Source organism: Bacillus sp. GbtcB10 (assembly GCF_019091365.1).
Classification (GTDB): domain Bacteria; phylum Bacillota; class Bacilli; order Bacillales; family Bacillaceae; genus Bacillus; species Bacillus altitudinis.
The window spans coordinates 1-259 of record NZ_JAGXJP010000237.1 but is presented as its reverse complement, the minus strand read 5'-3'; the positions used below and the strand labels follow the sequence as shown (position 1 = coordinate 259).

Here is a 259-nt window from a genome sequence, read left to right as displayed (position 1 = left end):
AGTGCTCGTTATTTTTTCGAATCCTTCGCAGTAATACGTTTTTATAATGTCAGCGCCCATTTCAACACAAACGCGAGAAGCGAGTGCGAGAAAACGAGCTTCACGTTTTTGTAGTTCTTTTGCAACAGCGGTAATGCCGAGAACTGGCAGACCGTAATCGTGAGCTTCTGAAACTACATTTGCGAGATACGTAACTGTTTGTGTTTCATAGTCTGATCCGACAAAAACAGAAACACCGACGCCAATTGCGTTTTGTTTT

General features: G+C 42.5%; 1 pseudogene. It reads right to left on the bottom strand.

The features are described 5' to 3' along the window. A pseudogene (locus tag KVT11_RS20180) lies at window positions 1-259 on the bottom strand (3-hydroxy-5-phosphonooxypentane-2,4-dione thiolase); the annotation flags it as partial.